Source organism: Acinetobacter rudis (assembly GCF_031157835.1).
Lineage (GTDB): Bacteria > Pseudomonadota > Gammaproteobacteria > Pseudomonadales > Moraxellaceae > Acinetobacter > Acinetobacter rudis_A.
The window spans coordinates 354,038-377,913 of sequence record NZ_JAVIDR010000003.1; the positions used below are offsets into that span (position 1 = coordinate 354,038).

32 protein-coding genes are annotated in these 23,876 nt (G+C 35.7%); 5 read left to right on the forward strand and 27 right to left on the reverse strand.

Annotated features, from left to right (window positions below; translation table 11 throughout):
* The first annotated feature begins 2,298 nt into the window (after positions 1–2,298).
* A complete protein-coding gene (locus RFH42_RS05535; RefSeq protein WP_308974589.1) occupies positions 2,299–2,601 on the forward strand; it encodes a hypothetical protein in 303 nt (100 codons plus the stop codon).
* A gap of 27 nt (positions 2,602–2,628) precedes the next feature.
* Here RFH42_RS05535 and RFH42_RS05540 read toward each other — a convergent pair whose 3' ends face one another.
* Entirely contained in the window at positions 2,629–2,862 is a 234-nt protein-coding gene (locus RFH42_RS05540; RefSeq protein WP_308974590.1) for a hypothetical protein, read from the reverse strand.
* Between the two features lie 998 nt (positions 2,863–3,860).
* Here RFH42_RS05540 and RFH42_RS05545 point away from each other — a divergent pair.
* Both RFH42_RS05545 and RFH42_RS05550 read left to right on the forward strand, forming a co-directional pair.
* Positions 3,861–4,397 (forward strand): dihydrofolate reductase family protein, encoded by a 537-nt coding sequence (locus RFH42_RS05545; protein WP_308974591.1) that lies wholly within the window; start codon positions 3,861–3,863, stop codon positions 4,395–4,397.
* A complete protein-coding gene (locus RFH42_RS05550; RefSeq protein WP_308974592.1) occupies positions 4,394–4,963 on the forward strand; it encodes a TetR/AcrR family transcriptional regulator in 570 nt (189 codons plus the stop codon). The genes RFH42_RS05545 and RFH42_RS05550 overlap by 4 nt, the downstream gene beginning before the upstream one ends.
* A gap of 153 nt (positions 4,964–5,116) precedes the next feature.
* Here RFH42_RS05550 and RFH42_RS05555 read toward each other — a convergent pair whose 3' ends face one another.
* The 11 genes from RFH42_RS05555 to RFH42_RS05605 all read right to left on the reverse strand — a co-directional run bounded on the left by RFH42_RS05555 (position 5,117) and on the right by RFH42_RS05605 (position 14,154).
* Positions 5,117–5,386, reverse strand: coding sequence for a hypothetical protein (locus RFH42_RS05555; protein ID WP_308974593.1), 270 nt, complete (start codon positions 5,384–5,386; stop codon positions 5,117–5,119).
* An 18-nt stretch (positions 5,387–5,404) separates the two neighbouring features.
* Complete coding sequence (locus RFH42_RS05560; protein WP_308974594.1) at positions 5,405–5,662, reverse strand: hypothetical protein; 258 nt, start codon at positions 5,660–5,662, stop codon at positions 5,405–5,407.
* 27 nt (positions 5,663–5,689) lie between these two features.
* Positions 5,690–6,022, reverse strand: a complete 333-nt coding sequence (locus RFH42_RS05565; protein ID WP_308974595.1) for a hypothetical protein — start codon at positions 6,020–6,022, stop codon at positions 5,690–5,692.
* 122 nt (positions 6,023–6,144) lie between these two features.
* Positions 6,145–6,522: a hypothetical protein gene (locus RFH42_RS05570; protein ID WP_308974596.1), complete on the reverse strand. Its 378-nt coding sequence runs from the start codon at positions 6,520–6,522 to the stop codon at positions 6,145–6,147.
* Positions 6,523–6,897: 375 nt separating this feature from the next.
* Positions 6,898–7,197 (reverse strand): DUF4282 domain-containing protein, encoded by a 300-nt coding sequence (locus RFH42_RS05575; RefSeq protein WP_308974597.1) that lies wholly within the window; start codon positions 7,195–7,197, stop codon positions 6,898–6,900.
* A 136-nt stretch (positions 7,198–7,333) separates the two neighbouring features.
* Positions 7,334–7,702 carry a DUF4431 domain-containing protein gene (locus RFH42_RS05580; protein ID WP_308974598.1) on the reverse strand — a complete coding sequence of 123 codons (369 nt, stop codon included), beginning with the start codon at positions 7,700–7,702 and terminating at the stop codon, positions 7,334–7,336.
* 272 nt (positions 7,703–7,974) lie between these two features.
* Positions 7,975–8,133, reverse strand: a complete 159-nt coding sequence (locus RFH42_RS05585) for a hypothetical protein (RefSeq protein ID WP_308974599.1) — start codon at positions 8,131–8,133, stop codon at positions 7,975–7,977.
* Between the two features lie 235 nt (positions 8,134–8,368).
* Positions 8,369–8,959 (reverse strand): hypothetical protein, encoded by a 591-nt coding sequence (locus RFH42_RS05590; protein ID WP_308974600.1) that lies wholly within the window; start codon positions 8,957–8,959, stop codon positions 8,369–8,371.
* A gap of 48 nt (positions 8,960–9,007) precedes the next feature.
* Positions 9,008–9,250 (reverse strand): beta-sandwich lipoprotein, encoded by a 243-nt coding sequence (locus RFH42_RS05595; RefSeq protein ID WP_308974601.1) that lies wholly within the window; start codon positions 9,248–9,250, stop codon positions 9,008–9,010.
* Between the two features lie 97 nt (positions 9,251–9,347).
* A complete protein-coding gene (locus RFH42_RS05600; RefSeq protein ID WP_308974602.1) occupies positions 9,348–9,788 on the reverse strand; it encodes a hypothetical protein in 441 nt (146 codons plus the stop codon).
* 67 nt (positions 9,789–9,855) lie between these two features.
* Complete coding sequence (locus RFH42_RS05605) at positions 9,856–14,154, reverse strand: tape measure protein (RefSeq protein WP_308974603.1); 4,299 nt, start codon at positions 14,152–14,154, stop codon at positions 9,856–9,858.
* A 109-nt stretch (positions 14,155–14,263) separates the two neighbouring features.
* Here RFH42_RS05605 and RFH42_RS05610 point away from each other — a divergent pair, with 109 nt between their 5' ends.
* Both RFH42_RS05610 and RFH42_RS05615 read left to right on the forward strand, forming a co-directional pair.
* Entirely contained in the window at positions 14,264–14,545 is a 282-nt protein-coding gene (locus RFH42_RS05610) for a type II toxin-antitoxin system RelE/ParE family toxin (RefSeq protein ID WP_308974604.1), read from the forward strand.
* Positions 14,546–14,557: 12 nt separating this feature from the next.
* Positions 14,558–14,839 (forward strand): HigA family addiction module antitoxin, encoded by a 282-nt coding sequence (locus tag RFH42_RS05615; RefSeq protein WP_308974605.1) that lies wholly within the window; start codon positions 14,558–14,560, stop codon positions 14,837–14,839.
* A gap of 54 nt (positions 14,840–14,893) precedes the next feature.
* Here the strand turns inward: RFH42_RS05615 and RFH42_RS05620 are convergent, their stop codons facing one another.
* From RFH42_RS05620 to RFH42_RS05690, 15 genes are all read right to left on the reverse strand, one after another.
* Positions 14,894–15,793: a hypothetical protein gene (locus RFH42_RS05620; RefSeq protein WP_308974606.1), complete on the reverse strand. Its 900-nt coding sequence runs from the start codon at positions 15,791–15,793 to the stop codon at positions 14,894–14,896.
* Between the two features lie 9 nt (positions 15,794–15,802).
* Positions 15,803–16,315 (reverse strand): Panacea domain-containing protein, encoded by a 513-nt coding sequence (locus RFH42_RS05625; RefSeq protein WP_308974607.1) that lies wholly within the window; start codon positions 16,313–16,315, stop codon positions 15,803–15,805.
* A gap of 250 nt (positions 16,316–16,565) precedes the next feature.
* Complete coding sequence (locus RFH42_RS05630) at positions 16,566–16,766, reverse strand: hypothetical protein (protein WP_308974608.1); 201 nt, start codon at positions 16,764–16,766, stop codon at positions 16,566–16,568.
* A gap of 5 nt (positions 16,767–16,771) precedes the next feature.
* On the reverse strand, positions 16,772–17,296 hold the full coding sequence (locus RFH42_RS05635; protein ID WP_308974609.1) for a hypothetical protein: 525 nt from the start codon (positions 17,294–17,296) through the stop codon (positions 16,772–16,774).
* Entirely contained in the window at positions 17,296–18,225 is a 930-nt protein-coding gene (locus RFH42_RS05640; protein WP_308974610.1) for a phage tail tube protein, read from the reverse strand. Before RFH42_RS05640 ends, RFH42_RS05635 begins: the two co-directional genes overlap by 1 nt.
* A gap of 61 nt (positions 18,226–18,286) precedes the next feature.
* Positions 18,287–18,547 (reverse strand): hypothetical protein, encoded by a 261-nt coding sequence (locus RFH42_RS05645; protein WP_308974611.1) that lies wholly within the window; start codon positions 18,545–18,547, stop codon positions 18,287–18,289.
* Positions 18,547–19,074 carry a Rha family transcriptional regulator gene (locus RFH42_RS05650; protein ID WP_308974612.1) on the reverse strand — a complete coding sequence of 176 codons (528 nt, stop codon included), beginning with the start codon at positions 19,072–19,074 and terminating at the stop codon, positions 18,547–18,549. Before RFH42_RS05650 ends, RFH42_RS05645 begins: the two co-directional genes overlap by 1 nt.
* Before the next feature lie 186 nt (positions 19,075–19,260).
* Positions 19,261–19,671, reverse strand: a complete 411-nt coding sequence (locus tag RFH42_RS05655) for a hypothetical protein (RefSeq protein WP_308974613.1) — start codon at positions 19,669–19,671, stop codon at positions 19,261–19,263.
* Complete coding sequence (locus tag RFH42_RS05660; protein WP_308974614.1) at positions 19,668–20,132, reverse strand: hypothetical protein; 465 nt, start codon at positions 20,130–20,132, stop codon at positions 19,668–19,670. Before RFH42_RS05660 ends, RFH42_RS05655 begins: the two co-directional genes overlap by 4 nt.
* A 52-nt stretch (positions 20,133–20,184) precedes the next feature.
* Entirely contained in the window at positions 20,185–20,400 is a 216-nt protein-coding gene (locus RFH42_RS05665; protein WP_308974615.1) for a DUF6500 family protein, read from the reverse strand.
* Between the two features lie 35 nt (positions 20,401–20,435).
* Positions 20,436–20,810 carry a glutamate 5-kinase gene (locus RFH42_RS05670; protein ID WP_308974616.1) on the reverse strand — a complete coding sequence of 125 codons (375 nt, stop codon included), beginning with the start codon at positions 20,808–20,810 and terminating at the stop codon, positions 20,436–20,438.
* A gap of 1 nt (position 20,811) precedes the next feature.
* On the reverse strand, positions 20,812–21,192 hold the full coding sequence (locus RFH42_RS05675; protein ID WP_308974617.1) for a hypothetical protein: 381 nt from the start codon (positions 21,190–21,192) through the stop codon (positions 20,812–20,814).
* Between the two features lie 4 nt (positions 21,193–21,196).
* Positions 21,197–21,733, reverse strand: a complete 537-nt coding sequence (locus RFH42_RS05680; protein WP_308974618.1) for a hypothetical protein — start codon at positions 21,731–21,733, stop codon at positions 21,197–21,199.
* Between the two features lie 42 nt (positions 21,734–21,775).
* Positions 21,776–22,912, reverse strand: coding sequence for a P22 phage major capsid protein family protein (locus RFH42_RS05685; RefSeq protein WP_308974619.1), 1,137 nt, complete (start codon positions 22,910–22,912; stop codon positions 21,776–21,778).
* 28 nt (positions 22,913–22,940) lie between these two features.
* Entirely contained in the window at positions 22,941–23,720 is a 780-nt protein-coding gene (locus tag RFH42_RS05690; RefSeq protein ID WP_308974620.1) for a DUF6651 domain-containing protein, read from the reverse strand.
* Positions 23,721–23,876 lie beyond the last annotated feature (156 nt).

Below are 23,876 nucleotides of genomic sequence, written 5' to 3' on the forward strand. Positions count from 1 at the left end.
TATCAGTAACTCTACAAATATATTACCTTCACTTTACCACATCAGTGACTTACTCTAAATTTCAATACCATAAGGCTTTATTGCATAAATATTTTTTTAAATTGGGCATTCCTAAAAAATTCCAATTTAAATAAAAACACTGGTATAAAAATAGTCTTATTCTATTATATTAACTACTACGCAAGTATAAATATCATTGACTAAACTTTGAATACTCAACATTTGGAACTTTTCTCCGCATAATTTTACACATGCCATTTTCATTTCAACCAAATCTTAACTCTAAAACCTGGCTCATTTTTCCATATTGTCTTTTCTAAATATTTAACCAGATGAAGTCATTCATGTCTTGGCAATGGAGCGATCTTTTAAGTTTCTCATTTGTTCTTGGTGAAACAACAACATTTGCATATCTATCCAACATCACTAGTCAGCCGTATTATGTACTATGAAGTCGATCTTTATAAACAAATGGAATTACTTGGTTTTTTAAAGCATGATCAAGTCAATCTCTAACAGCTTTTAAATCTCTATTATTATTGTAGTTGACTAAATAGCACTTACTTACGCTATTGTACCAACAATAGTACAACTGAATTTACCCTATGGACGATGATATTTATCATACCAAACAAAACCATCAAACCTTTGTAAAAGAGATTCCGTAATCATTTTTCAACAAACTACTCCACACTTACGTTAAGTCATCACAAATCCCTCTAAACATTATAAATAATTGAGTGAGTATTACATCTTTAGAATTGCTAAAATTGATGAACTATATCTTATGCGATATACGCTAAGCTCTTTTTGTGGATTAATGAGGCGTTTGCTGACCCTCATTGTATTGTTTCATGATTGAGGGAACACAGCCATATAATCCAACAAAACAACGAATTGATCACACAGTATTCTCTTAATTTGTTTTTAGCTTCAGGATGTTTAGTTTGTAAAATATGATTGAATGTGTCTTTTAAACTATCCACCAAGCTAGAAGACGTGACTCATGCTCCTAAAGCAAACAAGCAATAAAATAAGGAAATGACAGTACATCGTGTGCGGTACACACCATAATCTAGATATATACTTAGGACAGAATATATACGTCCGTTAATCAATTTGACTAAATCTCCTTTAAATTCTGAGCAAGATCTTTGTTCAGTTTTAAATATCTCTATTATTTATAATAAATGGTCTAATTTTTTAAACAAGTAGCCTTAGCTCCATTATAAAATATAAAGATTTTATTATATTAATTACATGCAAATAATTTTTTTAATTTTTAATAATAATGATTCGTTAATTTCAGCAACACCATTTATTCATAAAATACAAAATAACATATTTATAAAGCATTTATTAAAAATCATTAGAATTCCAAATAAAAGCAATCATATTTTAATAAAATTTTTATTTCCAAATTTATCATTAAGATTATATTTTAATTAAAAATATCCACCACCATAAAATACAAATGTATTTATATATTTAAATTTAAAAGATATCTCCCCATGCTTAAAAAATTACTAAATAAAAAATTCAGTATTATCATAAATATTAATCCATAAAACCTCCATAATTTAAAATCAAAAAATTAATGAAATTACAATAAAAAAATAATTGCCAAAAATGATTGAAAAAATAAAATATATAAAATTGACTTTATTCTCTTCAAATCACCTAAAAAAAAACATACAGAAATAATAAAAACTATCAACGAGTATAATAATACTATTAATACCTCCCAAAAAAAATAATGTGTCTTTTTAAATAACCATATCAAATTATTTACATAGAAAACATAAATTAGCGGATTAAAAAAAAAGAAGCTTCGACTAAAGGGATAGAACTTATCTTCCACTCCACACTGCACTTCAATTAATAAATTAATAAAAAAGCATCCTCCTAAAAAAATCAATAGGCACAATAGTAGTGCGTAAAAATCTCCACCCACGTCAAAACCAACTTTTTAAAATTAGTAAATTTGCATCACCATAACAAAATTAAATTTTATTTAAAACTATTTACATACTCAAATATGACCTTTTAGTCATTAAAATTTTTTTTAATTTTTTATAAAAAAATAAATATAGTTAATATCTTAACAATATTAATAAAATTTTCTTTAATTTTTTCAAAACATGCATATTATTTAATTAAAATAAAAAATACCTCATGCTAAATATGAATTATTCGAGAACTACTTATCAAAAATAAAAAATGTATTTCACACATCAAAAAAAAAACTTATAATTCCACATAATTTCAGTAATAAAGATTCCATTTCAGGTGTTTAAGATGTACAAAATTAGATTTACTTATATTCAAGAACAAGGAAAAAATATTATTATTATTCCCATGGAGCAAAATTTCGAATATAAAAACAAACACCAACAATTAGATATTTTAAAATCTTTAGAATTACTTATTTCTAATTCTGAATTTATAGGTACTGTTGTTCCTGTTTGGCTTAGTGGAGATAAAATGAAATATATAGCTCCACTATCATGGCATCCTTTTTTTAATTCTTTAACTTGGAACTATGTTATAAAAAACTTAAATAGACAACTCGCAGTTGAATCTATAAATTTTTTTTCGTAATCATTCATATTTACAATTTCAGCTAACCTATGCACGTTTGTATGAGCTGTATAATTTTCTTAGAATATTATCCACTTCATCATCAGTAAGGTTAGATGAAATCCAAAATGTATAATTTTTACTTCCTAATTGAATTTTACTTTTTTTATATTTAACTAGATTACCTGTTATTTCATCTCTTACTGTAAATCTAGAACGATATTGACTAGACCCTCTTAATATCTTACAGCCATTCCAAGGACCACCAATACAAATATCCATAATAAAACCTATACCTATACAATTAAAAATATGATAAAAATTTCTATCTTAAACTATTAAATCAAAAAAAATAAAATTTAAAATCATTTTAAGAGTAGTGCTCAATTCCATTCCACCACTTAAAATATATTAAAAAGATTAATATTTTTTTTATCATATTATATAAGCAAAAATCACAAACTTTTCGACAAGCTGTAAAAAATAAATATTTTTCACAGAAGATATTTTTATTAAAATAAAATGATTTTTTATAAAAAAATTGATTACTTACAAAAACCTTCTCTAGGTTTATGATTTTATCATCACTATTTCTTTCATTTTTGGTATTAACTAATTTCACAACAATTACAAATAAATTAATATATTAATTATAATACTACAATACCAAATATTTTAATTCAATATAATATTTTTTAACAATTTAATTAAAACAACTATATTCACATTAAGATAACATATTATAAATTTAAGATTTTTTATTATGAATTAAGCATTTCTTTAAGTTATAAGTTCAAGTAAAATTTCCTAATAAGTTTGACAAAGTATCCAATAAATACTCTTGTTTCCTAAAATTATTTTTAAATTTTCACGCTAACTTGGACTATCTCAACCCACTTCACTTTATATTTTTGAAGGAGAAGCAGTAAAGTACGATGATTTTTTCAATATATATACACCCCACACAACAAAGGTACTTTGAGTAGTTCAATTTGTTACTTTTATTAGTTTTCAAAAATCATTAAGCCAGTTCTGAATTGCCTCTTATAAGCTAAACACAACTTTTGGGAAGCAGATCATTCAATTATTTTAAAGAATATCTTAGTAATTAAGTCAGATATTACTTCTAAAATCTATTTTCTGTCGTCAAAATATTTCTCGCTTGATTTATCATTCAATGATCTCCTTATAAATACGGACAGTCATATAAATTTTACTATTGTTTTTACCATCAAAAACCACTTATTATACACTGTATAATTTATTGCAAAGACATTAATATGGTCACAGGTCACGTTTTTATTGCTACCAGTCTAGATGGTTATATTGCTCGTAAAAATGGAGATATTAATTGGTTACTCCAATTAGATTCTGCCAAAGAAGATCATGGTTATAATGATTTCATCTCAAATATTGATACGGTCATTATGGGTCGTGGGACTTATGAATCTATCAAGAATCTACAGCCTTGGTTCTATAGCCGTCCAGTTATTGTTCTTTCAAAAACTTTAGCTTGCACTGATGTACCAAGTGATTTAACTGGCAAAGTACGCTTTTACAATTTATCCCCAAATCAAATTATGGAAAAACTCCATAAGGAAGGTTGTCAACGTGCTTATATTGATGGTGGACAGCTGATCCAATCTTTTATTTCGCATAATTTAATTAACGATTTAACAATTACCCAAATTCCTATCTTATTAGGATCTGGCCGATCATTATTCGGTGATATTCCTCAGGATATTCATTTACGTCATATAAGGACAAAAACATTTAAGTCAGGCTTTGTTCAATCACATTACGAGATTAAAAAATGATAGTACGAAATGTCGGCAGACCTAATAAAAAGCAACCTTTAATTTCTCCTGAAACCATTCTCAATGGTGCAATCGTATTTTTAGAAAATTATGGTTTTTCAGCCCTAAGTATGCGATCACTAGCAAAAGAATTAGGCATTAATCCAATGACAATTTATTATTATTTTAAAAATAAAGAATGTCTAATCAAGGCGCTCGCTAATCAAATATATGCCACTATATTACCCATATCTTCAGGAACACTCTCAAATCAAATCAAGCACTTACTTCTTGAATATCATCAATGTATTGTTCGTTATCCTGAATTAACGCTTTCTATTTTCAATCACCCAGATACTTGCCCAGAAGAAGCACAAAGAATCACCAACACCCTCATCGAATTAACTTCTCAATTAGAATGTGCTTCTAAGCAAGCTACTTTATGGGTACACATTCTTATTGATTTTACACATGGTGCAGCAATCGCAGAATCAATACAGAAAGTTAAACACAATGAAATCGAAGCAAGAAATTATTATCTACAGAGCTTAACACTATTACTAAGCTCTATTGGCTTTGTTACATAATACATAGCCCAATCTAATCACTAGATATCAATAGCATCACACTAACTATAATGAACAACCGTGTTTGGAATGGCTTAATTACTAAAAATTCACCTGCCGAGGTGATCTTTTGAAAAAACCACCAAGACTGGTTTGTCCTTAAATATTATTCAGTTAATTGTTCAGTGGTGGAGCATTCCAACTTTCCGTTGCTTTACACCATCTTTTCTTAACATCTCGCACCGCTTTACATTTTAAAAGATCATTGGATATTTTATTATAGCTTTCATTTTTATGGTAAAACGTTGTTACCTTAATATTTTCACAAAAAGCTTCAATTTTTTGGGATTTATAAAGCTCTTGAATAATTCTATTCCACGTTTCTGCATCTTTTTTTGATGTTGTGTTGAATGGTGGTGTTTTTTTCTCCCCATCAAAACTCAATGAAAAAGAATAATCATGTTAGTAAGTCATGTGTACTCTTGACCCAATCATAACACCAATACGGTTATCATCATTTGCTGTAAAAGGACATTCACCAAAACAATATATGTCAAATACAATATTACTCCATTCTCGATCCTCAGGTATTTCAACAGGATGATTTTTAAAGGTAAAAACTCTCCCATCAATTAACTTTGTAGTAGACCATTCATTTATATTTGCTACAGATAAATCTGATACCAATGTAATCAAAACTGCCAATAGTATTCTTTTCATAAATTATTCACAAACTAACAGAGTAAACTACTCACCCACATCCTCTGAGAATTTATTCAAAAGTTGTTTACAAAATAAACTCTTACCTTGTTCCTCTACATTTTGATTAAACTCCATATTGCCAAGTAAAAGCATTGCTACACCCTCATCGCCCTTAAGCTCTCCCCTAAGGCATATTGAAGCATCAGCATTTAATTGATCATTATACCTACTAGAACCACATTCAACCGTGGCTGTTGTCAGCAATGCCTTTACAGCAGCAATTTGTTCACAGGGTGTTAACTCTATGTCTTTATTTGGAGTAAAAGCATTTGCTTGTGTCAAACAAATGCTCAATCCTAGGAAAACTAACTTTTTCATTCCAAAACCAAATTATTTTTTGCAAATTTATCAGTTAAAATAAATCAAAACCACAGCGATAAGTTTCGGCCCCAATTCTTTTCTTCATAAAACCACTTTATTGTAGAATTTTATCAATTTAATCATTGAATTACGTATGTATCATTCCGATCGTTAGAATCACCCCATCCAGTCCAAATACTTGTCAAAACAACTTTAGTGCCTTTGACCGATTTAACCTTATATAAATAAACACGTGGTGGACTCATCTCATTTTTTCTTTCTTTTTCAATCAAAGCAAATGTTTCCCCATCAATCCATTTAAGTCTTGCTGGCACGCTAATATTACAAGGAGGATTGTTATCCATTTCATCAAATAAACCGGCTTCTTCCCTTAAAGAAACTCCAGCACAATAAGAATCGCTCATCCTCAAAAATTTTCCATTTAATTGAGCCCTATAATCGGCTGCATTAGTCATACCGCACAAAAAAAAAGCACTTAATATAATTAACTTTTTCATTTTAAATACCAATTTTTTTAATCTATCAATCCAGATTGGTAATGCTTATCTGCCTTAGATGCAAATAGAATATCTTCACCTAAAGTAAATTAAGCCCAGGTATGCAGGTCATTCAAGACCTGCTAATTTCAAAATGTTTTTTCCATAGCTTTGAGTACATTCTTTGGTGGATTAGAGAGTAACTAAGCCCTTTTTAGTAGGATCTTTGAAGTATAATGGCTTCCAGTAAGCCTATCTAAATATCAACAATCTACTTTAATCATTTTGATCAAATCTAAATTTTTCAGATTTTCTCCATGTTATCTTTGTGTGATAATAATGACACTAGAGTTACCTTTCATATAAACCCAATTATAAAAACACCCAAAGGTATGCTTATAAAATATTATTCCTTTTTTCTAATGCTTCAGCTGTACGACGAGTATTTTGCTGAATCTTAAACATCACCACCATGAACTCAGCCCATAGTCTTACAAATAAAGTACCGAAAACAATAAGTCCTAATCCGGCAAAAATCCCAATACCACCACCAAATTGAGCATTTTCTTCGGTTGTTCCAGTTCCAATACCAATAATAACTGCTCCAATAACCCAAACCCCAAATAATAAAATCCAATACGCTAAAGTAATAATCTTGGTTGATAACACTGCATCTAAAAAGAAAAAGTTTTTCATAAATACACCTAAATTGCCCACAAAATAACTAAGGGAGTGATAAAAAACCATCGGCATGGTTTATTTCAATTTTTTCTCCAATGCTAAACCGTCATTATGGCGATTTAGTATTGGTTTATAGCTTATAAATTATTTATCAAAAATTTTTAAATATAACTCGATCAGTAGAACATAAAATTTTAGTTGTATGATGTGCTGTTTCTGCTCTAAAAAACTCATTACAGCTAACTTGAACTTTTTTTCCATTACTATTTAGTAACTTATCATAAAGCTTGTTATCGTTGCTTAAAACCTGAATTAGCTTTGTTCTCGCTCTATTATCAAAAACATATTCTTCATCCAGAGCAATCGCTGGCTGTAATTCGCCATTAAATGCTGGACTAGGATGCTTACTCTTAATTATAAGTACTTTTCCATCAATAAACCCTGGAAGATCCATACTCATGTTTTTTGCCATAGTGTGAGTAGAGAATATCAAACAGCATAAAATAACTAATTTACTCATAAATATCATCCTGTTAAGTTATGAAAAAAATAACAGAGTAAGTAGAAAATAACCAGCTAAAGACTAGCTATCTCGCATAACTCTTTATCATCACTTAAAACATATCTTGACTGATCAGCATGAAATAACCCCGAGCGAATTAAAATCAAAATAGCGACTAAAAAATTATGCATATTCAAAATTCCTTTGACTTTAATCAACATACCAATTTTCATTGCAAAAAATTGCCCGGAGATGGTCTCAATTTTAATATCAACTACTGATAAATTTGCTTAGATGCGCTTCCCACCTTGACAATACACAACGTTATAGCCCATCTCAGCAGCAACATCATAACGATCCATACTCCAAGCCTTAATAACGAACTTTCCACTTCTGCCACCTGACCATGGATCACCAGCAATCTCAGTTAAAATTCTGGAATCAACCAAATGAAAATCAAAACGTCAATGCTTAGTCGATTTAAATTGAAACTTCTTTTGCACTTATTCTTACGGATTTGCAATTTACGTTCAATTTCTTCTTCATACCTCTAAATAACGCTCTGTCACCTTAGGTAGTAGTTTAATTCTTGGTTTTATCTTGATAGATTTCTTATTAGTCACGGCTTTGTATTCTTGAATATCCATGATTATCTACGGTGCTACTTTTTATTAAATTTAATGATCAAAAATTATATCTGACTCCCAATTTGTACACCAAACCTTTGGCATCCTCCTTGATTGAATCACACATTGTTTCTATACCCATTAGAGTAAAACAGACTGTAGAATCATAATTAAACAACCATTGATAACTTAAAGTACTAAAGTAAGAAAGGTGCTTTGATAGTTTTGTTTCACCCTCTATAAATACTGGCAGTGTTATATATTTGAGCTTTAAATCAGCTGTAATTGTCGTATGAGGATCGTATAGATTTTGGTCCAACCACATATAACCAATCCCACCTCCAATCACTCCATTAACTTTTTGACCATCATAAAATGTATACTGCCCTCCAGTAACCACTTCATTAAACTTTAATATACTCATTTTCTGTTTATTGTATTCAGTATAGAAACCAATACGAGGAGTTGTCTTAACAGCACCTTGTACAGAAAAGCCATTAAGCTTATCCTTCTCATCACTTAAATTTTCAAAACCTCCAATATAACCAGCAGAGATAGAAAATCTTGGTTTAATTAGTATGTCCACATTCTGTGCGTATACACACATTATTAGACTATTTAAAGGGCCAAGTAGTAATATACGTCTCATTGGTTTGACTCAGATTTAGTAGTTATAAATTTATCACTTATTTATTACTCAGAGGATATTTAAAGAAAAATTAGAAATATAAAATAAACCCTTACCTTTAATCATGAGAATATACTCACCTGTAATACCGTTCCAGAAAACTACACGGCGATCCAACTGAAAGTTATTAGCTGCATAAGAATGGTTTTTAGATGCGACCTGTACATCCCATGAACAGCCTGTGAAAGTAAATACACGCAACAAGCCAGCCGCCAAATGTTTTAGTTTTAATTGTTGAGAATATTTACTCATTAAAAAGCACCCTTCAAATTAGACTAGGTGTCCAACTTTCGGGGTGCAGTTCAAGATGGCGGTTTAGTGTGTTATAAAAAATCTGTAGTGATTTTAGTTAATACTTTAGTTTCATATTAACTTGATCTATATTTACTAGCTTCAAACAAACCGACTCCTCATCAGAAACAGATCTATTTACCCACTTTTGATTGAAGTTAGAGCCAAGTAAATCTTTTTTGGAAAGCAAGCTACCAGACGCATTTATAGTGTTTTGTAAGGTGGTTGCATATGCTATGACGTCTAATTTCACTAATGAAGGCTCTGCACAGACTATTTTTTCATAATTTGTAATTGGCTTTTTACAATTTGTTGGTGATCTTAGAGTCCAACCCTTATCATCATGAAAATATATCCACTCCTTTGAGCTATCTAAACGAATAATCTTATCCAAAGAACCACCAGCATCATTAACTCTCAGGGTTGAAATACACTCATCATCAAACGCCTGTACACCATGTGTATACAAAAACACAGATAAGATGACCATTTTTCTCATAATAAAATACCCCATTAAATTGTTAGTAAAATAACAGGGTAGTATTAATAAAGCCACTTAGACGATTTTACTTGATTCGTTTAATTGCATTAAATAAAACTCCCCCCTGCATACTCTCACGTCTAGCCCAATTATTCATTGCACCATTAAGACTCTCGGCAAGAGCCTTTTGACCACTTGTATCAATTTTTGTCTCGCCATTTGAAGTATCAAAGGTTATTGATTGGTGGATTGACACTGTTGGTTCAGATGATTGTTTAGTAGCTATGTTCTCACGAACAGCAATTAACCTTTGACGTTCAATCGTGGGGCTGGACTGTTGAGGAGAGCCAACCAACCCTCCTGTGCTAAACCCTTGAGTAGCTGGATTCTTTGACTCTTGCTGTAACAATAAATGCTCTTGAAACTTCTGATAAGGCAGCTCACCAGTTTTATTAATATAATTAAGAGTTTGCAAACCCAGCTTGGATGCTGCGAACTCTCGAATCATATACTCACCATTTGATGCCATGATAGGGATATCATCACTTGTACCACTGCCTTTGCCAGAGATTTGGCCACCAGTTGCAAATCCAGCAATTGCTTGAGACGCGATTAAACCTGCTTGAGCATATCCCATTGCTAAAATGGCAGAATGTGCAGTCACCTTACCAAATAACGTAGGATTCGCACCATCGGCAGTAACTTGCATTGCCGCCAAGTGCGTTGCAATTAAAGTCGAGGCAATAGAAAAGGCTTGCTGCATAGCAAACATTGTCTTATATGATGCAGATTGCTCACCAGCACCATCCTTAACAGATTGAGTCATCTGCGACCAAGTTGTTTGACCTTGAGAGACTAAGCTACCCCACAATTGAAACTGTGCTGCTTTTTGTGATGCTAAAACATCTGCCTCCTTTTTCTGGTATTCATGAGAAATTGCTAGTTCGTTTTCTTTGTGTAACAGCTTCGCTTCTTCAAGTCTTCTGTAGTATTCCTGAATATCTGCAAACTCACCTTCTCGTTTCTGCTTTTCAATGTTGGCAAGATCAGTGGTTAGCTGATCATCATTAGCTTTATATTCATCTTTCTGACCTTGAGCCAATACATAGCGTTGATAATCATCACCACCCATCGTATTTCGTGCCATACGATCATCAATTTCACGACGACGCTTAGCAATCTCTTGATCATAGGTAAATTGTTTTTCTTGTTGGAGGTGACGATAAGCAGATAGTTCTAAGTCGCGCTGATTATCAAGCGAAGTCTTAAGAGCTGCTTTTCCTTTCTCAGAATACTTTCCATCAATATCCAACATTAGCTTTGCAGTTTCATTGTGGTAGTTGATCTTCTGTTCTTCAGTCCACTTGTAACCATTCAGTTCATTATCGAACTGGAGTGATGCAAGTGTATCTTGGGCATCGTAGCGCTCATTAATCTTAGATAATAGATCTGTTTGACCAAGGATTGTTGCCTTGTTGATCGCTTCTTCTCGATCTTTTGAGCGTTTTATTGCATCGGTATCATATTGAGCTTGAAGCTGGCTAATTTCCTCCTCGGTTTTAGCTCTGGCCTTATACGCTTCGTCCTCAAACCTAGAAAGACCACCAATCGCACCCATTACTCCTTCAGGATCTTTGCCTAAGATGTTACTTAGTTTTTCATAGTAGCCATCTTGTTTCTTAAGATGTTTTGCAGAAGTTTTTGAACCAAGCTTATTTCCTACATAATCCCAGCCAATGAAGTTTGTACCAACAATTTTCTCAAGCTCACGGTAACTGAGATTGTCATTCTGTAATGCATTCTTAGTTTTTCCATAGGCATTTGTGGTTGAAATTTCCTGCACAAGAAACTTGGCCATGGCATTGAGTGCTTCTTGCGACTGCTGAATGTTTCCCTTTTTATCGAGAACACCTTGTCCTTGTAAGAACTTCATTAAGTTGGCAGAACGTTCTTTTTGCCATGAAATGAAGCCTGTATTTGTATAGCCATTATTGCGGTCTTTATGACTACCAAACATTGCACTGCTTACAAAGTCATTTTCACGACCAACCTGTGCAGTCATAACACGTGCTTGCTTGTCACCTAAACCAGCGCCTCTAAAAGACTGATAAACACGAAGCATGTTGCGTGTTCTCTCGTCATTACCAGCCAATAAAACAGCCTGCTTTTCCTTTAACTTAAGCTGCTTCTCAGCCTCCTTGGTTGCGTCCTTATCGGATTTCGCTTGGGCTTGAGCAGCCTTTTGTCGATGCTCATCTAGATCTTTTGATGCCTGCCCTTGCTTATATATTAAGTCAAGTTGGTTAGCTTGCTCTTGGGTAATCGTTTTACCTTGGTTTGCTTGTTTAGCATCGTAGAAAAATCTAGCCTCATCAGTCGTCATTCCTGTGCGTTCCGCATAAGCAGAAACCCACAGTTCCTTTGCTGCATTGGATTTCGCCTTATCCAAAAACTGCTGATAAGCAGCAGACATTCCGGCAACTTTTAATTCAGTATTTGCAGCAGCATTACCAACCTTATCAATACCACCAGCAGCTACGTCACTTGCAGGCTTGACTTGATGTAATTTTGTATTCGCATCATCAACCTTTAATTCAAGACCTTTGATTTTTGCTTGTCCATCTTCAAGCTGAGTCATTTGAGAGCTGGTTATGAATTTAGCTTGATTGTATGCAGCAACAGCTTGTTCAGCAGTCATAACACCTGCTTTCACTTGAGCCCAAATTCTCTCAGCCTCAATATTTCCCTTATTGCTGTTTGCAATTGTTTCAGTAAGTGCCTCAAACTCTTTTTGAGCAGCTTTTAACTGATTATTTTGCAATTCGAGCTCAGCTGTTAATATTTCAGTTGCAAACTTTTTCTTATTACCTTCAAGTTTGGCCAATTCCTCATTAGCCATTTCTGCATACTTGCTTTGATCTTTAAGGTCTTCATTTGCTGTCTTAGTATTACCACTCATTAGTAACATTGATGCAGCAACACCAGCAACAGTAAGGCCTAAGCCGACTGGACCACCCAAAACACCCAGTAAACGCGAACCAATACCAACACCAAGGAGTTTCGATTTATTATTTGCATCCTGAACAACTGTGTTTGCCGCAATGGCAGCAGTATTTGCTTGCTCCAATGGTATTAGTGTTTTTTCAACAAATGCTACTTTGGCAATTCCTGACATTCTCGCAGCTTGAGCCTGTGCATTGGCAAGCTCTACAGTGGTTAGGTGTGCAATACGCGCTGATCGCTGTACAGTTATTTCATTGGCAAGTTGCTCAGCACGTATTTCAGCTACTGTGGATTGAACTTTTGCATAGCCAGCTGTAACCGATTTGTAGACAGCTGGTATGTAAGTTCCAAGCCAATAAGCACCACCAATCATGGCTGCACTGGTTGCTAAGTCTAGATTGTTGGCTAGAGTCTGAATAGATCCTGCTAACGCACTGGCTGCACCAGAACTTTTTCCAGCCTCACCAACAAACTTTGTTATCTCGTTGTCCAGCATTGTTAGAGACTGACCAATGGTGCTACTGGTTTTACCAAATAACTCGTCAACACTATCTTTTGACTTGGTAAGAGCCTGAACTAGAACATCACTTGTAATTTTACCTTCAGCTGCTACAGTTCGAAGTTGACCTACCGTGATACCCATACCTTGAGCAATGGCTTTGGCGAGACCTGGTGCTTGCTCCATTACGCTATTCAACTCTTCGCCACGTAGAACTCCTGAGCTAAGCGCTTGATTGAACTGAACCAATGCAGCTTCTGCCGCCTGTGTACTCGAACCACTAATTGCGACAGCCTTTGATACAGTTTCGGTCAATACCGCTGTCTTCTGCATATCAAGACCAAGTGTTTTGGCGTTGTTTGCGAAACCTTGGTAAACCTGCGCTGCACTATCCCAACTTTGACGTGTATTTTGGGCAATGGTAAATGTATCACTCATTGCCTTGTTGAGTTCAGTTTGACTATTTGTAACCAACTTTAAGCGGTTTTCAAGCCCAGTGAGTGCATCCATCTTGGACACAGCAGCGCCAACGGTAGCAATGGCCATAATACGAGAAGCTAAAGCCTGTGCAGCTGTACTCGCCATGTTCATTGATGCTACGGAAGCATTGGAACTTTGAGCAACTTTACTTAATCCATCACTGGCCGTTTTTGATTGAGTGCCAACTGATCCTATTTGACCAGCAAGTACTTTAGCTGAAGATGCACCTTTGGCACCTTCTTGTGAGAATGTTGTTAGAGACTTTGATGTGCCTTCAACTGACTTAGCTGCAAAATCCCCAGTCTCTTGAATAGACTTTAATTCCTTGTGTACTGCTTTCGCATTGCGTACTGCTTCCTGTGAATCAATTGCAATAGACAGACGGCTTTCTTGCTTGGACATAACTTTTCCTCAGGCGTAAAAAAACCTCCGCTGAGGAGGTCAATATTTGATTTCACTTTCAATTTTCCGTATAGTGTATCTATACGGTTTACGAATTAGAGCAGCTAACTTGATTAAGAGCTTTGCCCATAAAGGACTACAAAAGTTCTTTGAATCAGGAACAACTAGTGGTATTCAGGCTACTCACGCAAACAAGCTTCGATTACAACTTGCAGCAATTAACGCGGCATCAAATGTTCTTGATCTTAGGACACCACCAAATTGGAGGCTTCACCAACTCAGCGGAAATTTAGCTGATCACTGGTCACTAACCGTAAATGGTAACTGGCGTATCATTTTCAAATTTGAAGATGGTAATGCTTATGTAGTCAATTATTTAGATTACCACTGAGAGGTACTTACAATGAGCATCATGTTTAACGCCCCACATCCCGGTGAACTCTTAAAAGAATACCTAGATGGCACTTCTGTCACAAATGCTGCTAAAGCTTTGGGGGTAACCCGAGCTAATCTATCTCGCATCCTAAATGGACATACTGGTATATCAGCAGATATGGCTATACGCTTATCTATTGCTTTAGAAACAACACCTGATTTTTGGTTGAATCTACAAACTCAGCACGATTTATGGTTAGCAAGCCAGCAAGAGCGACCTGATATTTACCCTTTGTTTGCTTTTGCATAATAAAAAACCGACCTTGAATGGGTCGGTTTAGGATTTGATTAAGTTGCTTTCTACCTAGTCTTTTTTGCCATCATCTTTTGATGGATCTAGTTTTACATAAGGCTCTTTAAGTTCATCCATATGCAAGCAGGTGAAATACCCTATCTGGCACTCATTGCTAACTTTAATATGTTGGTGGATGTAATAACCACTACCTATCGCAGATAAAACAAAAAAGCCTAAAATTCTCCATCTTAATTTGCTGTAATTCTTGCCTTTACTGTTTATAGATGCTATCCAGCTTATCAATATACTTAGAATTGAAATAAATGCTATCAGTAACACGCTTAAGACAAAGACAAGCATTGGTAAATCAAATTTAGAACTTACAAGTTTAATTGCTGCATTTGAAAGACTAACCCCACCAAAAATTGTAATAATTATTGAAGCAAAAATACCAAGAATTGTAACATAATTTGTTACCATTCCATTAGACATTTCCTTTGCCTTAGTCGCTTGCCTCTTTGCGGTTAATGCAAGTTTTCGTGCTTCCTTTGATGATTCTACAATAAATGCTTTTTGCACCAATGCTAACGATATGTGTTGCATAAACTTATTAAAGCATTCATGTATATGATCTTTACTGTTTTGGGTACAACCACCATCAGTACCCATCTCATTCATTAGCTCCATATAGTATTTATCAATATTTTTTCGCACTAATTCAGAAAAGCTAACTAACTCATTTGACCTAATAATAAGATCTCTATTTTTATAAATTTCTTCTGAAATTTCTTTGTATGGCAATCTATAAAAAGTTTCGCCATCTGTAACCTTAATATAATCCACCTCCAACAATAGAAACAAACGAGCTGCTTCTTCTTGCATTTTTTTATCTAGGTGATTAGAAGGAGTTAAAAATAAAGTTATTAGTTCTAACTCCTTATTTCTAGTTAATGTTTCATCTAATGACATACAGTGCACTTACTTTGTATTAAAATCTGCATTACTTAGATCTAAATCACTGTAATATAATTCCTGAGCACCTTGCAGAATTTGACTTTCTAGCTTTTTCCAAGCAGCCTCTCTATGAGTTATTTCTACTAGCTCAAAGGCATCCTTACTTACCAAATTTTCAATAACAGGATCTATTAAATTAACAAGTGATTTATTCAAAATAAATACACGCTCACTAAAAGACTTTCTTTTATATCCAAGTACACTTGTTTCATCTTTTTCAAGAGTAGATAAAGGCTGAGCTATATGTTCAATACCACAAGATTTAAATCCATGATAAACAGAGGGAACAACTGGACCATATTTCCATTTCTCAATATTTTCTGTGAATAAGCGAGAGCCACTCTCTTTAAAGTATGATGCTGCAACATAATAAAGCAACTTCTGCAACTTAAGGGGTGTTACTTCACCACCTGTACTGCTATTCACATACCAAACAATATAGTTAGCAACATCCATTGCTGTATATTTTTTATTCATTGCATGCCCTCCACTAACTAACAATTAACCACAAATCAATAATAGAACTTCTATTACTTAACATTGTCGTAGCTTAGTGAACATTTTCATGATAACCCCTAAATTCAATAACTTATTTTATCGTAAAGACGACTAAAGGTAAGAAGCCTTACCTTTAGCTAATATATACCACAAATAAAAAATAACAAATCACTAAATAGGGTTTGCGACAAATTTTGTCGTAAAGCACGATAAAACCTAGACTTTCCTCTTACTTCTTCTGATAAGCCTCTTCTAAAAAAAGATTATCCAAAGTAATAATGCAATCATCAAATATCCAAGACTCACACGGCGATTCATACTGATCTAAATATGCAGTGATAGCAGATAGATCAATAGGCATTGGGATACCTTGCTCATACTTACGAGATCGTGAGATTAGGTTGTATGCTTCAACTACTGCATTTGCCAATCGTGTTATTTTCGGCGTTTTCGCTTTGATACCGAGCGCTGCGAGTTGACGTTTTTGATGTTCGGTTTTAGCGCCATGCGATTGATATCTGTAGCACTCAATGACTTTCCCAATAGTTCTTCTTTAGCTTTATCTGCAAGAGCTTGAATGCGTTCAGCTTGTTCAGTAACAAATACCACAAGAGCGACAGATAAACCTTTTTTAGTTTCAGGATCAACCGCCATAGTACATAACTGTTCAGCCATATCAGTTGAATACTTTACTGGCTTACCATCAGCATCAACAACACCTTCCCAATCCAAAATTAGATCAGCAAAGGCTTTGTTATAGTCAAGTGGTGTAAGCCATGCAGATTCATCTGTAATCTCACGGTATCCATTCATTTCCTGATTAATCTTAGCCCCAAAGATATCCATCTTACGGCTAAATGCAGGTTTACTTGTACCAGCAATCAGGAACTTCGCACCTTCGAACGAGCACCACTCACTCGGTACATCAATCGGTTTTTTTTCTTCAATTTGAATTTTCATTAAGGAGTAACTCCAACTAATTTACGTGTAATCGTCGGTGAAACCATGATGTGATTGAAATTCACGTCAAGCTGAATAATATCTTCACCGCCACCATCAGGGTGATTGGCCTGTGACACTTCCAGCTTTGGAAAGTTGAAGTCATACGAGTTACCTTTGCTATCTTCAATGGCAAATGTAATCGGCATGGTATCGCGTGTCTTCACATAATCGACGTAACCCGAAGATTGAGCTGAGAACATAAATTTTGTATTCAGCGTGATATCCATGATCTTTTCTAGATATGTTGTTGCTGATAGTTTTTTAGACCCAATACAGCGAATTGCCTCAAGATTGTTATTCATTGAAAGCTCAACAGACTGCATGCACGATGTGCCGACAACATCCTGATTGTTAACTTTTAGTTTGCCAACATTAAGCGATGAAACTAATACACTATCCGGCACTGCCAATGGTGTTTTAACTGGGCTTGTCGCTGGCTTTTCAAAAGTAGTCCCAACAAGACCAAACTTGGCAGTAATCTTACCAGTGGTTGCAATCGACATTGTTAGATCGCCAATGCGCACACCTTTGTAAACATAAATTTGACCGATATCTTCATAGACTTTGACGAATGTAAATGTTTTACGAACATCACCACCAAAAGTTAATACATCAGTCTTCCAGTCATTCATCGCGAATGCTGACAAGAAGTCATCAAACAAGCCTACGGACAACTCGACTTCCAGTGTGCCTTTAATTTCAGATTCTGTGGCCATACCACCTTGGCGGAAACGACTATCTGTCACACTATTCGATGTTTCTGTTTTTACATCCTCAGATAACCCATCTGTCACACGGCGAACTGTTTTCCAAATAGGTGTAGCTGGTAATACTTCTGGTGTTGACTCTGCTGCATAGTACAGCCGAATCTTTGAGCCTGAACTCATAGAGTCCTCCTTTTAGGCATAAAAAAAACCTCCATAAAGGAGGTGGATTTAAATATTAAAGTTACAAAGTTTCACCTTGTATGCTTTTACATAGTTTTAAAATACTTTCAGCATGTAGGATAATGTGCTTGTGCTCTGGTTTTGTACGCTCGATATCAATACCAATTAATATTGCTGCTTCAATATTTTTCTGCCAATTTCCAGTATCTAAAACTGGTTCTATTGCGCAAAAAATATAACTATCATCGCCAATATTAATATCAGCATAACCATCTTCATCTGTACTTGGTCGGCACTCTGCCACCACATAAGCAATATTCATTACTTATCATCCTCAAATTTTAACTGTGGCTGTAGCTCTTGCTCCAATTGAGCCATTTCAGCTTCAAGTGGTTGTTTTTCCCAGCGCCAATGCGCCATAGATCTAGCCTCACCACTCACCTGAGATTTTCTGTTCTGGTGATGAGTTGAGATAGTGTTATATCTTGCCCACTTGGCTTTGAATGAATGAGACAATTGGTTTGCCATCCAATTAAAAGCCTCAATAAATTGTTCTTTAATCAAGTCAGCTTTTTCACCACCAAACCCCATAACCAAGAACATCCAGCCATCTTTGGTCATTTGATAAAAGCCAGTATTTCTTTTTGTGTTACCTATCTGTTTGTTTTCTAAGGTAAACGCAAAATTGCGTTCACGGAACTTCTGTGAGCACTTCATGTTTTTAATAGATCGCAACACATCAGCATGCCGCTTCCCAAATGCCTCAGCCACTGCATAGCTTGTTGTTTTTGCCTCGCCATTATCAGCGGTAACCATAGCTCTTAAATTTAAACTTGCCATCATGTTCATGACATTCTCCTAAATCATGCTCAAAAAGAAACACTGGCAAGCAAGCTGAACATGAAACTTGCTTTTCGGGGATCAGCCTAGCCAGTGGTAAAACCAAAAAATGGGCAATAAAAAACCCTGAGACTATTAGGTCACAGGGTTTACATGGGTTTGTTGTGTGATTTCAGGGATATTTCTATTTAGCTTCTAATTAATCCGATATTCAAAAATCACATTAAATTGGTAGAAATCCTCTGTCTCACCGACATCAATGACGGAGCCTTGTAGGATTTCTAAATGCCCTACACGCTTAAACTGTAAGTGTTCTATCCAAGCATCGCCTAAATCCGTTAAAGCTACTGTGCTATTTCCAATGCGATCAAAACATTGAATGATTAAATTCCCCACTGTCCGAGTACACGGCGTATCACCCAACCCTGAAATAAATGTCGGTGCATTACGAATAAAAACTCGACACCATAAACCATCTTTTGGCGGTTCAAATGCTTGGCCATTCTTCATCGGTTGGTTTTGGGTTAGGACATGAGCCTTATCAATATAATCAAAACTACCAATAAGCTGCATAAACACCTTACGAGCTTCAGCATGAGTCATCATCTGTATTTCTCTTTAATCAAAGTAAAGGTCACGCCATAAATACCGAGTGGTGCTTGTTTACTAAATCCTTTATCAGACTTAATGGCATAGTATCCGCCTTTACCCCCCTTACCTTTTACCCAACTTCCTTTCTTCACGGGATTAGGATAGCCGCCATATTCCAGTGCAGGTCCATAAGGTGCATTATTCTGAATATAGACCACTGAATAAGGTACAAGGCTAGAAAGCACATTTAGCCCTTTTGCTAAGGCGTTAGCACCTGAGGAGTCTTTTAGATTTGGATCAAAACCTTCATCAATAGTATTAATACTTAATCGATGATTGCCCTTAAACGCACCAGAATCGACAGGTGATGCTTCGATAACACCACGTAGGGCATCGGTTGCTATTTTCTTCTGTAAATTACATAGATCACTTTCAATTTCTTTAATGAAGTCAGTTGGTTTGATGGTCCAGCTCATAACTTTTACCCATAAAAAAACCCACTTAAGTGGGCAATAATCATACAGAGAACTACTCCGACTCAATGAGTTTCTTAACTTTGACCGCTTTCTCAAAATGATCTAATTGATGCGTTTTGATCCACCAAGTGGCAACTTCCATTAGTGATTCTGGATCTTTATTCTTATTTTCAAAGAAAGCGTAAAAAGACACTCCCACCCCCTCGCCTTTTTGTTCAATTTTTCGCTCACATTCTTTGATAATTTTTTCTCTTAGTTCCAAACGCATATTCATATTACCTATGAAATAAAATCAAAAACGCATTATAAGTTTCTCAACTGCACTTTCCAAATTGTCTGTGCTGGATCTTGGCCTTTATAAATGACTTTGAACTTACCTTCGGTTGTCATCCACTCATCACCAATCAAAGGCTCGGCTGTAGTTTCATTTTGTAGTAATGTTGCTTTCTTATCTGTAGCCAACACACCTAATGTTTGAACTTCATACTGATTATAACTACCAAATAAAATACCACGGCCTGAATATTTAAAGACTTCCTGATCTTCATATTGCCCTGTGACATGGTTATAAGCACCGTCATTAATAATGCGTTCACAGGTAAATGAATACACGGCATCTGAAAGTTTACTATCAAATGCTTTGGCAAGTTTGCCTTGAATCTTATCTCTTAATCCCATATCACACCCGTGTTAAAAATATGCCATAGGATGATGCTTTGCTGTCATCCACAACGGATGCAATCAGGTCTAAAGCAATCTGCTCAAAGCTCGATAAAGATTCGCTACCCTCTTGGTATTCTTCCTCTGACTCCACACCATCGGCTTTAATCTTTTCACGCTTTAAAGTTTGGGTTTTACCGTTATAAATCACTTTGGCCAGAATCCCTTTAACGATTTCACATGAGGCTATCTTTAATTCATCAGGTACTGGATCAGGTGCCACACCTGCATGCTTCTTCATCCAAGTATTAGCCAGCAGGATTAGACGAGCTTTATCACCATCTGGTGCAAAGTCATTCCCCAATATTTCGTTCGCATCTTCAATAGAGATAAAGCTCATAGGGTTATTCCTTTGGAATAAGGGCTAAAAGTTCATCTTTAGATGCGGAAGACTTAAAGCCAATTTCTTTTGATGCCAAAAACTCTTTGATTTGTGGCACGGTCCAATTTGCATAATCATTTTCAGCAGGTTTGGCCTCTGACTCTGATTGATTAATGGATTGCTCTACAGCGTCTCCACTAGAGCCAACGGACTGTTTTAATTCATCAATACGGGATTGCATTGCATCAACATCACTTATAAATGCTGTGTGAATTGCTCGTTCAGATTCCAAGTCTGCATGAGCTTTGGCAAGTTGATTTTTAAAGGTATCTTTTTCATCCAAAGCTGTTTTAAGTTCCGCAATCAGATCAGTATTTTCTGTCTGCAGCTTTTCTAAGTCTGCTTTGATGCTACCTGTTGACGAGCCACTCACTACACTTGGCTGTACTGATAGCTTCTCACCCTCACATAGCTCATGCAGACCATGTTTGAAATCAGATTCATTAATGATGCGATAACTTTCACCATCTTTGATCTTGACGGTATTTAATGGATTCATTTTTTATTTCCAAAAAATAAGGGCGATTGCTCGCCCTAATGATTAACCCAACAGTAAGCCAATGTGACGTTTTGTCACTGCCTTAACACCCCAAGCCAAACTAACTTCATAAACCACTTGTTTGTATTGACGATAAACTGCAATTTCAAAAGCTAAGCCGGTGACTGGATCAACAATCTGAGTACGGTCATCGGCACTATCACCACCATCTGGTAATGCTGGTGCACGTGTAGCCAATGCAATCGCTGAACGAGAAAAGACTAAGTTTGGCACATAGGTATTACCTAAACTCAGTGCTGATTTATCCGGTACAGGAAGAATCAAACCAGAATTCAGCGCCAAATTATTGCCTACTAAACCGCCTGACACATATTTTGTATCGTCCCCAGCAAAAGTAACAATGTCACCGCCAAGGATTGAACCAGTACCACCTGTAACCGCTACGGTGCTTTTACCTGCCTCAAATGCACCATCTACGGTATAACCAGCAGCATCACCTTTAAGATGCACACCAATTGCATGAGAATGGCGAATTGCAAAGTTCATGATGCGATCAGTCATGCCATTACGAAGCATATCGTCACGACCAGCCTCGTTGACTTTAAATAGTCCGGATTGTTTACCACGTAGATTACCAATTGCAGCATGGCCTAATACCATCTGTAGGTCATTACGAGGTGCACCATTACGCTCTAGAATTCCAAGTGACCCAGCAAAGTCTGTCATATCAGCTGCTGTAGCAAATGGTGTTTTTCCTGCTGTACCATAACCAATCGAAGCATTTTTATAAGCTTCCAACCAGCAGTCATGCTCAACTTCATTGACCAATGTACGCATTGCTTGAGCAAAACGATCTGTTTGGATCTGACCAAAGGTGCCTGCATTTTGTAATGAACGCGTTTCTTCACCATTCCAGCGAATCGGTACGTTACGAGACTTAGTAATCTTAGCAACTACATTATCTACTGCAGCATCACCAGCATCTGGTGCAGTTACACCAGGTTTTGTGTCTTGTGCTTCAGCAACAGTAGTTACAGGGATTTTGACATCATCACCCACCGCAGCACGCGCAATACCTGTATCACGTGTTACGGCAGGGATAAAACCTGTAATCTCACGCGATACAATATCCATTGCCGCATAAAGTGTTGGCAATAAGCCATCTAATTTATTAGCCATATGCTAACTTCTCCAATTAATTTAAAATTTAAGAACTTGTAATTTCGCCGCCATCTTTCATAAATGACGCTTTTTCAGATGGAGCTAATTGTTCAAAGTTTTGACGTGTCATGGTTTTGGCACCACCTTGACCACCATTTCCGCCTTGATAGCCACCACCTGAGCCTTGGCTACCTTTGAGAATTGCATCCTTGTGTTGGTATCCTCCAACTAAGATTTCTAAGGCTTCATCAAAACCAGCATCGTCACCATGATTGGTACGCGAATAGATTTTCTGACCTTTGTTGTCATAAGCGACTGGCTTGCCATTTTCGACTTTGAAGTTGCCACCAAACATGGCTTGAACCATATCCGCAGGAACAGCTAACTTTTCAGCAGCAAACTTAGAGCGAGCAAAACCACCACCAATCAACTCACCATGTAATTGCTGTTGGTAGGTATCACGCTCTTGTGTGATTTGGCCTAACTGTGTTTCATAGGTCTGTTTGACAGATTCAATCGCTTCAGTCCGGACACGTTCTGCTTCACCGGCATCAATGAGCTTCTTATCATCAAAGTTCTTAATGGTTTTGAGTGCATTACGTGCTTCACCGGCATCTAAACCTTCGAATGCTTTAAGTCCTGCTTCCGCAGCCTCTTTAGCTTCACGATGAGTCTTTGCTTCCGCATTCAGTGAACTAATCTTCTGCACGGCGTGAGCAGCATCAAAAGCGACTTCTTTACCATCATCATGGATGTAGATAGGAAGGCTATTGTCATCCACTTCTGCATATGTCTTACCATCAACAACAACTGTTTTAATCTTCATAGGTTTCCACCATTTCTAATGAGCATCCGCTCGTTGCACCCTATTCATCCGAAATTCAGGCAATAAAAAACCGCCTTTCTGAACTGACCCCATAAAGTTGGACAGTTTTTCAGGCGGTTAAATGAGATTGAGTTCTGTATTCAACTGGACTCAATC

Bases quoted from the DNA above. Each gene is read 5' to 3' on its own strand.
- RFH42_RS05550 (WP_308974592.1), top strand. From the start codon at position 4,394: ATGATAGTACGAAATGTCGGCAGACCTAATAAAAAGCAACCTTTAATT.
- RFH42_RS05615 (WP_308974605.1), top strand. From the start codon at position 14,558: ATGAGCATCATGTTTAACGCCCCACATCCCGGTGAACTCTTAAAAGAA.
- RFH42_RS05575 (WP_308974597.1), bottom strand. From the start codon at position 7,197: ATGAAAAACTTTTTCTTTTTAGATGCAGTGTTATCAACCAAGATTATT.
- RFH42_RS05540 (WP_308974590.1), bottom strand. From the start codon at position 2,862: ATGGATATTTGTATTGGTGGTCCTTGGAATGGCTGTAAGATATTAAGA.
- RFH42_RS05660 (WP_308974614.1), bottom strand. From the start codon at position 20,132: ATGAGCTGGACCATCAAACCAACTGACTTCATTAAAGAAATTGAAAGT.
- RFH42_RS05685 (WP_308974619.1), bottom strand. From the start codon at position 22,912: ATGGCTAATAAATTAGATGGCTTATTGCCAACACTTTATGCGGCAATG.
- RFH42_RS05570 (WP_308974596.1), bottom strand. From the start codon at position 6,522: ATGAAAAAGTTAATTATATTAAGTGCTTTTTTTTTGTGCGGTATGACT.
- RFH42_RS05665 (WP_308974615.1), bottom strand. From the start codon at position 20,400: ATGCGTTTGGAACTAAGAGAAAAAATTATCAAAGAATGTGAGCGAAAA.
- RFH42_RS05670 (WP_308974616.1), bottom strand. From the start codon at position 20,810: ATGGGATTAAGAGATAAGATTCAAGGCAAACTTGCCAAAGCATTTGAT.
- RFH42_RS05595 (WP_308974601.1), bottom strand. From the start codon at position 9,250: ATGAGTAAATATTCTCAACAATTAAAACTAAAACATTTGGCGGCTGGC.
- RFH42_RS05625 (WP_308974607.1), bottom strand. From the start codon at position 16,315: ATGAATAAAAAATATACAGCAATGGATGTTGCTAACTATATTGTTTGG.
- RFH42_RS05565 (WP_308974595.1), bottom strand. From the start codon at position 6,022: ATGAAAAAGTTAGTTTTCCTAGGATTGAGCATTTGTTTGACACAAGCA.
- RFH42_RS05690 (WP_308974620.1), bottom strand. From the start codon at position 23,720: ATGAAGATTAAAACAGTTGTTGTTGATGGTAAGACATATGCAGAAGTG.
- RFH42_RS05655 (WP_308974613.1), bottom strand. From the start codon at position 19,671: ATGATGACTCATGCTGAAGCTCGTAAGGTGTTTATGCAGCTTATTGGT.
- RFH42_RS05645 (WP_308974611.1), bottom strand. From the start codon at position 18,547: ATGAATATTGCTTATGTGGTGGCAGAGTGCCGACCAAGTACAGATGAA.
- RFH42_RS05635 (WP_308974609.1), bottom strand. From the start codon at position 17,296: ATGAAAATTCAAATTGAAGAAAAAAAACCGATTGATGTACCGAGTGAG.
- RFH42_RS05650 (WP_308974612.1), bottom strand. From the start codon at position 19,074: ATGAACATGATGGCAAGTTTAAATTTAAGAGCTATGGTTACCGCTGAT.
- RFH42_RS05620 (WP_308974606.1), bottom strand. From the start codon at position 15,793: ATGTCATTAGATGAAACATTAACTAGAAATAAGGAGTTAGAACTAATA.
- RFH42_RS05590 (WP_308974600.1), bottom strand. From the start codon at position 8,959: ATGAGACGTATATTACTACTTGGCCCTTTAAATAGTCTAATAATGTGT.
- RFH42_RS05560 (WP_308974594.1), bottom strand. From the start codon at position 5,662: ATGAAAAGAATACTATTGGCAGTTTTGATTACATTGGTATCAGATTTA.
- RFH42_RS05580 (WP_308974598.1), bottom strand. From the start codon at position 7,702: ATGAGTAAATTAGTTATTTTATGCTGTTTGATATTCTCTACTCACACT.
- RFH42_RS05545 (WP_308974591.1), top strand. From the start codon at position 3,861: ATGGTCACAGGTCACGTTTTTATTGCTACCAGTCTAGATGGTTATATT.
- RFH42_RS05600 (WP_308974602.1), bottom strand. From the start codon at position 9,788: ATGAGAAAAATGGTCATCTTATCTGTGTTTTTGTATACACATGGTGTA.
- RFH42_RS05640 (WP_308974610.1), bottom strand. From the start codon at position 18,225: ATGAGTTCAGGCTCAAAGATTCGGCTGTACTATGCAGCAGAGTCAACA.
- RFH42_RS05605 (WP_308974603.1), bottom strand. From the start codon at position 14,154: ATGTCCAAGCAAGAAAGCCGTCTGTCTATTGCAATTGATTCACAGGAA.
- RFH42_RS05535 (WP_308974589.1), top strand. From the start codon at position 2,299: ATGTACAAAATTAGATTTACTTATATTCAAGAACAAGGAAAAAATATT.
- RFH42_RS05675 (WP_308974617.1), bottom strand. From the start codon at position 21,192: ATGAGCTTTATCTCTATTGAAGATGCGAACGAAATATTGGGGAATGAC.
- RFH42_RS05680 (WP_308974618.1), bottom strand. From the start codon at position 21,733: ATGAATCCATTAAATACCGTCAAGATCAAAGATGGTGAAAGTTATCGC.